8 protein-coding genes are annotated in these 11,619 nt (G+C 68.0%); 5 read left to right on the forward strand and 3 right to left on the reverse strand.

Annotated features, from left to right (window positions below):
- Together GXY15_16415 and GXY15_16420 are read right to left on the reverse strand one after the other, a co-directional pair.
- Nucleotides 1-633 (reverse strand): hypothetical protein (locus tag GXY15_16415; GenBank protein NLV42796.1); only part of this gene is annotated, 633 nt, incomplete at its 3' end.
- A 288-nt stretch (nucleotides 634-921) separates the two neighbouring features.
- Nucleotides 922-1,902, reverse strand: a complete 981-nt coding sequence (locus tag GXY15_16420; GenBank protein ID NLV42797.1) for a DUF1559 domain-containing protein — start codon at nucleotides 1,900-1,902, stop codon at nucleotides 922-924.
- Between the two features lie 303 nt (nucleotides 1,903-2,205).
- Between GXY15_16420 and GXY15_16425 the strand changes: the two genes are divergently transcribed.
- The 3 genes from GXY15_16425 to GXY15_16435 all read left to right on the forward strand — a co-directional run bounded on the left by GXY15_16425 (nucleotide 2,206) and on the right by GXY15_16435 (nucleotide 6,745).
- Entirely contained in the window at nucleotides 2,206-4,479 is a 2,274-nt protein-coding gene (locus GXY15_16425; GenBank protein NLV42798.1) for a hybrid sensor histidine kinase/response regulator, read from the forward strand.
- Between the two features lie 66 nt (nucleotides 4,480-4,545).
- The gene (locus tag GXY15_16430; GenBank protein NLV42799.1) at nucleotides 4,546-6,075 is read left to right on the forward strand and encodes a hypothetical protein; all 1,530 of its coding nucleotides are present in this window, start codon (nucleotides 4,546-4,548) and stop codon (nucleotides 6,073-6,075) included.
- 124 nt (nucleotides 6,076-6,199) lie between these two features.
- Nucleotides 6,200-6,745, forward strand: coding sequence for a hypothetical protein (locus tag GXY15_16435; GenBank protein NLV42800.1), 546 nt, complete (start codon nucleotides 6,200-6,202; stop codon nucleotides 6,743-6,745).
- A 15-nt stretch (nucleotides 6,746-6,760) separates the two neighbouring features.
- Here the strand turns inward: GXY15_16435 and GXY15_16440 are convergent, their stop codons facing one another.
- Complete coding sequence (locus tag GXY15_16440; GenBank protein ID NLV42801.1) at nucleotides 6,761-7,390, reverse strand: hypothetical protein; 630 nt, start codon at nucleotides 7,388-7,390, stop codon at nucleotides 6,761-6,763.
- A gap of 587 nt (nucleotides 7,391-7,977) precedes the next feature.
- Between GXY15_16440 and acs the strand changes: the two genes are divergently transcribed.
- Both acs and GXY15_16450 read left to right on the forward strand, forming a co-directional pair.
- Nucleotides 7,978-9,981: an acetate--CoA ligase gene (gene acs, locus GXY15_16445; protein ID NLV42802.1), complete on the forward strand. Its 2,004-nt coding sequence runs from the start codon at nucleotides 7,978-7,980 to the stop codon at nucleotides 9,979-9,981.
- 115 nt (nucleotides 9,982-10,096) lie between these two features.
- Nucleotides 10,097-11,332: an OFA family MFS transporter gene (locus tag GXY15_16450; protein ID NLV42803.1), complete on the forward strand. Its 1,236-nt coding sequence runs from the start codon at nucleotides 10,097-10,099 to the stop codon at nucleotides 11,330-11,332.
- Nucleotides 11,333-11,619 lie beyond the last annotated feature (287 nt).

An 11,619-nucleotide genomic window follows, 5' to 3' on the forward strand; every position in this document is an offset into this window, starting at 1 on the left:
GGCGCCGTAGGGCAGGAACTCCATCGTGCCGGTCTGGGATTTGGTCTGGCTGAAGACGCCGCGCGTGCTGGAGAGGTGGTCGAGGGCCAGATAGCTGTAGGCGGCGTTGGCGGGCGGCTGCCCGGAGACTATAGTGGACTCGGCGAGAGGATTCATCATGCCGCAAGAAACCATGACTCGTGAGAACCCCTCCACGGCCCAGTCCGTGTCGTTGTCCGTGTACTCGGCGACGGTGGCCCCGCCGAGGCCGTAGCGCCACCAGGTGATGGGGCTGACGCCGTTGGCCATGCGGTTGCGGCGGCGGCCGAGGCCGTCATAGTTCATGTCAACGGTGGACGCCTCGCCGGCGAAGGTGGAGGTGACCTTCCTGAGCTTGTCGCCCCGGTAGGCGTAGGAGGCGGAGGCGGTGCCCGCAGTGCGGGTGAGCAGCCGGCCCCAGGCGTCGTAGGTGTAATTGGTGGTGGTGCCGTTCGTCATGCTCGACGTGAGCTGGTTCGACGTGTTGTAGGCATAGGTCGTGCTCTTCGCCGCATCCAGCGCCCGCGCATGGACCGACACACTGTCAAAGCGGAACCCGCTCTGACCCGACACCCCCAGCCGCAGGGCGTTTGTGTTCATCGTCGTGCTGTTCACGGTCCCATCCCCAAAGGTACCGGGCTGCAAACACCCCGTCCACGGCCCGACCTTTCCACCCGCAGGCTATCACAGTATGCAGAAGAAGTCAACCAGTTCGCCCGGTCTTTTCCACCGCACCCCTCATGGAAAGACGTCCACCGTGCCCGCATCCCGCGCGGGCAAGCCCGCGCGAAGAACGGCGGCGGCAAGCCGCCGCACTCCAAGGCGCGCGAAGCGCGCGCGGGAAACCGCCGGCATTCTCCATGGCCCAAGGACCGCGCCTTGCTCGCGAAGCGGGCGCGGGGCCTAGAAGAAGGACGCGACGAGGGCGAAGGCGGGGTTTGCGGGGAAGGCTTCGGGGTAGCGGACGAACTGGACGTGGCCGTCCATGTAGAGGACGTTGGCGCCGCCGGGGAGGTGGTTGTACTGGGCGCGTCCGCCGCTGTTGGCGGAGACAACGTCCCACAGGACGGCGAGGTCGCTCTGGGCGCGGGCGGAGGCGGAGGCGTTGTTGATGTCGGTGATGAGGAAGCGCTCGACGCCCTCGCGGACGCGGTAGAGGACCGTCCCGTCGGCGTTGCCCAATTTGGATCCGGGCGGCGAGGCCATGGCGGCGAAAAGCATGTGCTTGGTCGCGTCATCCAGGTTTTCGCCGAGTTTCCAGTCGTTGTCGGGGTTCTTGTCGCCGAGGGGGCCCTGTAGGAAGGAGACGCCCTGCTGGTAGGAGATGGAGCCCATGAGATAGGCGACCTGGGCGTTGACGTCGGCGCCGGGGGTGACGCCGAGCATGGCGGTGTTGATGGTGGGGGCGCCGGGCCCGGTCTTGTCGAAGACGTAGCCGTAGTAGAGGTAGCTGGCGTCCGCGTTGGAGGGCTGCCCGGCGAAGGCGCAGGCCTGGCCCGGCAGCGCGGTGACCATGGCCAGGGGGTTGTCCTTGTAGGCTTCGGGGTCGGAGGGGCAGACCAGCACGTTGAGGTCGGTCAGGTACTCGGGGTGCAGCGCGCCGATGTGGGGGGCGACCTCGGCGGCGGCGTCGCCTTCGGAGCATCCCGCGGGGAGGGCGGCGCCCCAGGGCTCGTCGCCGTGGCAGCGGGGATAGGCGCCGCCGGCCTCGCCGGCGTACATCTTGAAAACGACGCCCATCTGCTTGAGGTTGTTCTGGCAGGAGGAGCGGCGCGCGGCCTCGCGGGCGCGCGACAGGGCGGGCAGCAGGATGGCCGCCAGAATGCCGATGATCGCAATGACCACCAGCAGCTCAATCAGGGTGAAGCCGTGTGTCTTCTTCATATCCGGTCGCTCCCGTCACTTTCCATCGTTCCACCTTCACATGGGCCCATTATACCCGCTCCGGGCGCCGCAGGGCGAGTACGTCGCCCGGTTTGCGGCATCCCGAAACCGTCCGCCCGCGCGATTTGCAGGCCCGGGGGGGCATGTACTACCATCTGGCCTAGGGACGGGCGAAACCTGGCGCGTCGCGCCCGGCGGCGCCTGTCTATCCTGCAAACCATTTTTGGCGCAAAGGTGTTCCAACCCGCCGGAAATGGCGCCAACAGGGGCTGCGGCCTCCGCGCCGTCCTGGAACGGTTATTCATGGAGCAGTCTGTCGCACAGTCACTCGCGGGCCTCCTGCTGGCGCGGGGGGACGAGATTCTCGCCCCCCTGCTGGCGGAGAAGGACCCCGGCACGCGCGAGAAGCTCCGGATCATGTCGGAGAGCCTGATCCAGGAGCAGGTCGCGCTGCTGGGGTGCGGTCCGGCGACGGGCGACGAGGCCGTGATTGCCCTGGGGCGCATGACCCGCAACCTGCAGACGGCGGTTCTCTTCAACGAGCGCATCTCTTTCCTGCGCGAGTCGCAGTTCGAAGTGCTGCGCCGGCTGGACCACGGCGCGGGGGATGACCTGGCGTTCTACCGGATCAACAACGACGTTTTCAGCCGGGCCTTCTACCTCCTCCACCAGCGGGTGGCCCGTTTTGAGGAGCAGGAGATGGCCTCCAGGGACCGCCGGGAGCGGCTGCTGGTGGAGGCCATCGGCGGCCCCTACGCCCTGCTGGACGCCGCGGGCGTTGTGGTGCTGGCCAACCCGCGCATGACGCAGTTGATCGGCGCGGGCGACCTTGCCGGCCGGGACTTCACCGGGTTCTGCGACGAGGCCACCGGCGAGGCGCTGCGGCGGGTCTTCCGCCGCCGCAGGGAGCTTCTGCGCGCCGAGCGCTTCGAGGGGCGGATCAAGACCGCGGGGGAGGAGCCGGTGTGGGTGTTCTCCGCCCAGCCCACCTTTGACGCCCGCGGCCTGCGCGAGGGCACATCGCTTCTGCTGGAGAAGACAGAATCCGGCCGGATGGAGGAGGCCGACGTGCTCGCCTACCTCAAGCACCGGTTTGTGGACATCGTCCCCATCCCGGTGCAGCTTTTCGAGGCCGGGGGGCGGGTGCTGCACGCCAACGGCAGGTGCGGCGCCGTCGAGATTCCCGGTCTCCGGGGCGATGTCCCCTACTGCTGCCATTTTCACCGCGTGCTCGGAAGGGGCGGCAGGTGCGCCTGCCAGCAGGTCTTCGCTTTGGGCCAGACGTCGTCGGAGGAGGTGATGGTGGGGACCGCCGGGGCGGTGCGGTGGTTCCGCGTGGTCATCATGCCGCTCTACGCGCCCGGGGGCCAGGTGCGGTGGGCGGGCTGCGGACTCATGGAGACGACGTCCAGACGGCTTGTGGAGCGGCAGCTGGAGAGCCAGCTGCTTGCGCAGCAGCGCAGTTCGGTCGCGTCGCAGGTGGTCCTGGCGGTGGCGCACCAGATACGCACCCCGCTTTCGGTCATCACGGGATTCGCGGAAATGCTGTCCCGCAGCGTGGCGGGCGGGCAGGCCGAGGAGATGGTGGCCGGCATTCTGCGCAACGGGCTGCGGTGCCGGGAGATTGTGGACGACCTGATGGGCTTCGGCCAGACCCTGCCGATGGACCGGTTTCCCGCCGACCTGTGCGCGCTACTGCACGGGTCCGTGCTGCCGATGCTCACGGCAACCCAGGCCGCCCGGGTGGAATGGCGGCTGCCGGAGGACGCCCCGTGGGTGGAGTGCGCCCCGGAGCAGCTCGCCCGGGTTGTGCTGAGTCTTCTCGACAACGCCCTGCTGTTCGGGGGCGGCCGGGTCGTGTGCACTGTCCGGCAGGACGGCGGCAGGGTGTTTCTGGAGGTGTGCGATGACGGGCCCGGCATCCCCCCGGAACTGGCCGGGCAGGTGTTCGAGCCCTTCTTCACCACGCGGCGCTCCCAGGGCGGCGTGGGCCTGGGGCTAAGCCTGGCCAGGTCGGTGGCGCTGGAGCTGGGCGGAGACCTCGTCGCGGACTGCGGCGGGGATGGCCCCCTGCCTGGGGCGCGGCTGGTGCTGTCGCTGCCCGCACACGCGCATGCCGGCGCCCCCGCGGCGCCCTCCGAAAGGCTGCCCGACGGCGGACCCGGGAAGACAGCCCCCCCGAAGCGGCGCAGGGTGCTGGTGGTGGATGACGAGGAGGATCTGCAAAAAATGCTGGGTGCGGCGCTCACCCTGCACGGCTACGATGTGACCGGGGCGGGCACGGGGGAGGCCGCGCTGGAGCGCATAAAAGCGGGCGAGGCCTTCGACGCCCTCGTGCTGGACATACAGCTGCCGGGATCCATCGGCGGGCAGCGGCTGCTGGAGCTGGTGGAGGAGTCGTACCCAGATCTGGCCCGGCGCGCCGTCGTCATCACGGCGGACGCCCTGAACTACGGGACCCACCGGTTCCTCCAGGGGCTCAAATGCCCCTACCATGAGAAGCCCTTCCCGATCTCCGACCTCCTCCAGAGTCTTGATCTGGTGCTGGACAGGCCGGAGGGGGCGGATGAAAGATGACAGCCCCCCCCCTCCCGGGCGCTGGGCGCGGCGCGTGCCGGCGCGCTGGCCGCCGCGTTTCTCCTGGTGCGGTTTTGGACGCTCGGGGAGCAGTCCCTCACCTGGGACGACTACAACGGGCTGGTGGGCCTGTCACAGGACTCCCTGCCCGCATCGGTGGCCCTGGCGCGCCAGGTCAACCCCGAGGGGGCGCCGCTGTACCACGTTGTGCAGTATCTGGCCAGTATCGCCATTGGAACCTCCCCCCTCGCGATGCGCCTGCTCTCGGTGGCCCTGGGGCTGGCCACCCTTCCGCTGGTCTATGCGGCGGGCGCGCGGGTCTTCGGCCGCGGGGCCGGCCTGGTGGCCGCCTGGTTTTTCGCCCTCTCCCCCCTGCACATCTACCACGACCAGAGCATCCGCAACTACGCGCTCTACGCCCTGCTGGGCGCGGCGGCCCTCTACACGCAGATCCGCTGCCTGCAGGACGGCAAGAGGGGATGGTTCGCCGCAAACATGCTGGCAAACACCCTCCTGGTCTGGACGCACCTGCTGGGGGTCTTCTTCGTGGCGGCGCAGGGGGCGGCCTGGCTGTCCGCCTCCAGACGGCGTCTTCGGACAGCGCTGCTGTGGGCGGCGGTGCAGGGGGTGCTGCTTCTGCCCCTGGCGGGATGGGTGGCGACCATGCCCCACGTGCCCGACACGGGCTACTGGCATTTCCGCGCCCCGACGGCGCCGGAGGTGCTCTTCACCCTGGTCATGCCCGACTTCCTGCGCACCACCCCGAAATTGGGCCCGGGGGGCGAACTCTGGCGGCTTTCCCTGGGCGGGCTCACCTCGGACGGCCCTGAGGCGTTCCGGGCAGTGGGCGCTGTGTTGTTCCTCTGTTTCGGGGGAGGGCTGGCCGGGTGGGCCCTCTGGTGCGCATGGCGCCGCCAGCGGCGGCCGGGCGAGCCGGACAGGGACGCTGTCGCCGCGCTGCTTGCCTGCGCCCTGCTGCCGGGGATTGGCCTCGCGCTGACCTCCCACCTGTGGCGGCCCATGTACTACCAGAGGTACCTGCTGCCCTCCACCCTGCCCCTGTACGTTCTGGCGGGGGGCGCGCTCATGCTGCTTGTGCGTCCCCGGGGCCTGCGGGCGGCTGTGCTGGCGCTGCTGGCACTGGCGATGCTGCAGCAGCTCAGCCTCACACTGCCCCGTGCGATTGTGATACGCACCCCCTGGGCGCAGGCGGGCCAGAAACTGCTGCGCGAGACCCGCCCCGGAGACCAGATCCTTGTGGGGGGGTTTGGGAACGGATGGACCAACCTGCGCCTGCTGGCGGCCAACATGCCCGCCACCGCCCTGCCTATCGCGCCGGCCCACACCCTCGACGCCGCAGTGGTCAAGTGCGCCATGCTGCTCTGCCCGGGGGCCCCGACAGCCGCGCCGCCAGTGCCGGAAGGCGGAAGCGTTTGGTATGTGTCGAATCTTCTGTGGGGGCGAACCCGTCTGGACGGACTGGAGGAGCATTTGCGGGCGCTGGACCTCGAAGTCGTCCGGGAGGACCTTGACGGCGATGAGGGCATCGCGATCCTGCGCGTCAGCCGGGGCGCGGCCCCCCCCGCCCGCGTTTGAAGAGGCCTGTTCCCGCCACTGGAGCCGGGTTCCCGATCTGGGAAAGACGCTTTCGGGGGTTAATCTGCGCGAAGTGCTGGACCGGGCCGCAGTCACCGGGAACCGGGAGGCGCTTCTCCGCCAAATGCGCATGGTCTACGATGACGGAGACCTTCCGGAGGGGTGGCCCGGGCGCATCGGACTGCTGGCGGACATGCTCGAGGACGAGGGCGCCGTGGACGCGGCCGCCCTGGTGCGGGGCGAAGAAGACCATGAGGCCGCGGCGGCGGAGAGACGGGTGCGCAAGGCGCTGCTGCGCCGGGACATCCCCGGGGCCACCGCCGAAGCCCGCAACATGCTGGCCGCCATCCCGCCCGAGTGGCTTGACCGCGCCGAGACAAGGGAATCCCTGCACACCACGGTCGCGGCCGTTCTGGGACTCAACGGGGAGCGGGAAGCCGCACGCGCATTCCTGGCGGAGGGAACAGCGCCCGCGGAGCGGAACGACTGGCGGACGCCCCTCGTGAAGCTTCTCGCGGAGGGAGACGTGGCCGCCGCCCAGGAAAGTGTCTTTCACCTGAGGACGCGCATCCCCTGCCCCGTGCCCGACCTGCCGGCCGCCTTTCTTTGCGCCATGGGGCTTCCTGAATGGGTGGTGCCGGCGGGGGAGGCCGCGCTCTGCGGTCCGTGACCGCCGGGGGCCGTCTCAGAACTCGTCGTCGGATCCCATATGGCGCTCCAGCTTGTCCCCGTAGTAGGCAAGCTCCTTCACCGACAGCTTCACCACTTCGGGGGTGGCGTCCGCGCGGGGAATGTTGTGGAGCAGCGCCATGCGGTCCGCCCCCTCCTTGTCCGAAAGGAGGGTGAAGGCGCCGTTGGCAATGCGGCTGTTGGTGCGGAGAAGCCACTCAAAGACCTGGGGGTTCACCTCGCCGCAGAAAGTGTATATCTGGACCATGCGCCGCTTGTCCTTGGTCTCGTGCGGCATGATGTAGACTCTCTGCGTCCGCTCGTTGGCCAGGCGCACGGTCACCACAAACCCGTTCTCGTGGGGCTCCACGATGCGCGCGGGGGCCCGCTCGCAGGACACCGCGAGGTCGCGCAGGGTGGGCTCCTGCCGGCTCTTGGCCCGCGCGGGGAGCAACGCGTTAATTGAGTCCATGGACCGCTCCACCTGCAGCCGCACATCCATGTCCGTGTCGTTGCGGTGGGAATGAAGCGCCATAAGCGCCCCCTGCGCCAGCTTTCCCAGAACCTCGGCCGCGTCGCGCCGTGCCACCCAGCCGCTCTCACGGTCTTCCAGCCGGCCCACCAGTTCGCGAAATTGATCCAGCATGCCCGTTCTCCTTCTGCTCTTTCATTCTACCAAGCCCGCGCGCTCCGCGCAACGCCGCCCCATGCCAAATACGGGGCGTGCCACGACCGTCGGGGAATGGTGCGTTCACCGCCCCGCAAAATCCCCCTCCTCACCCTGTGAACACTGCGGTTCCTGTCTTTTCCGATTATCTGGCAAACACCGCATTTTGGCGATTTTTCGCGCCCCTCCGACTTCTTGCCCCGACCGCCCAGGTGCCGCTGCCGGAGGGCCTGGGATGCGTTTGCGGAAACAAGACTGTCAAAAACACGTCTTCTCCGCCCCGTTAAGGTTGAAAAGTGCGAAAAGGTTTGGTACAATGCGGAGACCTAACGAATGGTAGGTATACTCCCGCGCGCGGCTTGGGCTGGCCTCCTAGGGGCGTCAGATTCAAGAAAGAGCCGGGGCGGGGATGGCCATTCAACAGTTGAAAACGCGTTGCGGGCCTCTGGAGGGCCGGCGGCGCGCGGAGGCCGGAACCACGGCCGTTCAAACGCGGGGATTGTGTCCCGCCGCAGTAGGGCGGGCTTGATCGCCAGAGTTACCCAACCAGGAAAGGACTTTGCACCATGGGGAACGATGAGAAGAAAGCCATCAGCTCGTTAATGACGGAGAACCGCACCTTCGCCCCGCCCCCGGAGATCACGAAGGACGCCCATATCAAGAGCATGGAGGAGTACGAGAAGATGTGGAAGGCGTCCATCGAGACGCCGGACGCCTTCTGGCTGGAGCAGGCCAAGTCGCTGACGTGGTCCAAGTTCCCCACGAAATCCCTGGAGTACAACTGGAACACCGAGGGCCGGGTCATTGAGCACACATGGTTCAAGGACGGCCAGCTGAACGTGTCGGTGAACTGCCTGGACCGCCACCTGGGCACGCCGCGCGAGAACAAGGTGGCGCTGATCTGGCAGGGCGAGCCGGAAGACGACGTGGTCAAGATCACGTACAAGGAGCTCCACAAGGAGGTCTGCAAGTGCGCCAACGTGCTCAAGAGCCTGGGCGTGAAGCGCGGAGACCGGGTCTGCATCTACCTGCCGATGATCATCGAGCTTCCGGTGGTGATGCTGGCCTGCACGCGCATCGGCGCGATCCACTCCATCGTGTTCGGCGGATTCAGCGCGGACGCCATCGCGACGCGCGTCGAGGACGCCGCGTGCAACGTGCTGGTCACGTCGAACGTGTCGCTGCGGTCGGGCAAGCACATCAGCCTGAAGGCGATCGCGGACGAGGCGCTTGCGAAGCCCGCCTGCGCGTCCATCGAGAAAGTGCTGGTGGTGAAGCGCAACGCCGAGCCGTGCAACATGGCCGCCGGCCGCGACGTGGCCTACGATGAGCTGATGGCGTCCGCGTCGGACGTGTGCGAGCCCGAGGCGATGAACGCCGAGGACCCGCTGTTCATCCTGTACACCTCCGGGTCCACGGGCAAGCCCAAGGGCGTGGTGCACACGACGGCGGGTTACCTGCTGCACACGTCGCTGACGCACAAGCAGGTGTTCGACATCCGGGAGGACGACATCTTCTGGTGCACGGCGGACATCGGCTGGGTGACGGGCCACTCCTACATCGTGTACGGCCCGCTGGCCAACGGCGCGACGTCGCTCATGTTCGAGGGCGTGCCGACCTACCCCGACGCCGGGCGCTTCTGGCACATCGTGCAGAAGTTCCAGTGCACGCAGTTCTACACCGCCCCGACGGCGATCCGCGCGCTCATCCAGAAGGGCGACGAGTGGGTCAACAAGTACGACCTGGGCTGCCTGCGCATCCTGGGCTCCGTGGGCGAGCCGATCAACCCCGAGGCGTGGATGTGGTACCACACGGTGGTCGGCAAGGGCCGCTGCCCGATCATGGACACGTGGTGGCAGACGGAGACCGGCGGCTTCATGATCGCACCGCTCCCCGGCGCGATGACCCTGAAGCCGGGCAGCGCGAGCCGCCCCGTCTTCGGCGTGGACCCGGTCATCCTGCGCGACGACGGCAGCGAGGCGGATGTGAACGAGGGCGGCAAGCTCTGCATCCGCAAGCCCTGGCCGGGCATGATGCGGACCATGTGGGGCGACCATGACCGCTTCGTGGACACCTATTTCACCATGTACAAGAACATGTACTTCACGGGCGACGGCTGCCGCAGGGACCAGGACGGCGACTTCTGGCTCATGGGCCGCATTGACGACGTGGTGAACGTTTCCGGCCACCGCATCGGCACCGCCGAGGTGGAGAGCGCGCTGGTGAGCCACCCGAAGGTGGCCGAGGCCGCCGTGGCCCCCATGCCGCACGACATCAAGGGCCAGGCCCTGTACGCCTATGTGACCCTGGTGACCGGCGTCGAGGAGAGCGACGGGCTGCGCAAGGAGCTGGTCCAGCATGTGCGCAAGGAGATCGGCCCGATCGCCGCGCCCGACGTGATCCAGTTCGCCCCGGCGCTGCCCAAGACGCGCTCCGGCAAGATCATGCGCCGCATCCTGCGCAAGATCGCCGAGAACGCCACGGACCAGATCGGCGACACGACCACGCTGGCCGACCCCGCCGTGGTGGATCACCTGGTCGCCGAGCACGACCGCCTGCTGAAGAAGTAGGAGGAACCCGGTAACATGAGACGGCCGTGCGCGCCCCGATGACACCCGTCGGCGCGCACGGCCTTCTTGCGGAGCGTTCACGCCTCCGGAAGGGGGCCCAACAGGAGACAACGCGATGGACAGCCCCGGCACGATTAAGAACCACGGCTGGACGGTGACCCTTGCCGCGATCGGCATCAACCTGGCCCTGGGCATTCTCTACTCCTGGAGCGTCATCAGCAAGGCGGTCCCCGCCGAATGGGGATGGACCGAGTCGGACAAGTCGCTCCCCTACGCGGTGGCGTGCCTGACCTTCTCGCTGATGATGGTCCCCGCCGGCCGGCTGCAGGACAAGGTGGGCCCGCGCTTCGTCGCCAGCGTCGGCGGCGTGCTGGTCGGCCTCGGCATGATCCTGGCCAGCTTCTCCACGAGCCCGGTCATGTTCATGGTCGGCTTCGGGCTGCTGGCCGGCACCGGCATCGGGTTCGGCTACGCGGCCGCCACGCCGCCCGCGGTCAAGTGGTTCCCGAAGGAAAAGGTGGGCCTGATCGCCGGCCTTGTCGTCAGCGGGTTCGGCCTGGCCTCCGTCTACACCGCCCCCCTGACCACCTGGCTGGCGCAGCAGTACGGCATCAGCCAGGCCATGCTGATCCTCGGCGCGGCCTTCCTGGTCGTCGTGGTGCTGCTGTCGCAGCTGCTGAAGGCCCCGCCCGCCGGGTACAACCCCAACGCGAAAACCGCCGGCGCGGGCGGCGCGGCGGCGCCCGCCGACGACTACACACCCATGGAGGTGCTGCGGACCCCGCAGTTCTACCTCCTGTGGTTCATGTACGCCTGCGGCGCGGGCGCCGGCCTCATGGTCATCGGAAAGCTGGCCGCCATCGCCCAGCAGCAGGCAGGGCTGGCCCTGGGCTTCGTTCTGGTCGCGGTGCTGGCCGTCGGCAACGGCGCGGGGCGCATCGCTTCGGGCATGCTCTCCGACAAGATCGGCCGCAAGCCGACACTGTTCATCGCCTTTGTTTCCCAGGCCGTGCTGATCTTCCTGATGTCGCGCGCGGCGGCGGGCAATTTCCTCGGAAATGCCGTGGTGCTCAGCCTCCTGTCCGCCCTGATCGGCGCGAACTACGGCGCGAACCTCGCCATCTTCCCCAGCATCACGAAGGACTTCTACGGCCTCAAGAACTTCGGCGTGAACTACGGCCTGGTCTTTACCGCCTGGGGCTGCGGCGGGTTTGTGCTCGCCTTTGCCGCGGGAAAGGCGTACGACGCCTACCACACCTTCGACGTGGCCTTCTACGGGTCCATCGTGCTGCTCATCGCGGCCGCCTGCGTCACCTTCCTGGTGAAGGCGCCCAAGCAACGGGGCGCCTGATTCCCCTGTGCCGGCCTTCGGGGCGGCCCGCTGAGACGCGGGCCGCCCCTTTCTTATCAGGCAGGAAATCCCCTTTCCGCTGCCCCGGAAATGGGGGGAGAATGTCGGGAGGGCGCGCCGTTTTGTCCGCATATTCGGGTCCATGGCAAACAGATGTGATCAGGGCAATCGCACTAAAATGTCCCTCGAGAAACGCCTGCGAGCGGCATGGACGTCCCTTGGTTATGTGATTCTGTCTTTGTTGTCCCAACGGGACATCCGCCTATAGCCCAGGCCAGGCCGCCGCC

It is taken from the genome of Candidatus Hydrogenedentota bacterium (genome assembly GCA_012730045.1).
Taxonomy (GTDB): domain Bacteria; phylum Hydrogenedentota; class Hydrogenedentia; order Hydrogenedentales; family CAITNO01; genus JAAYBR01.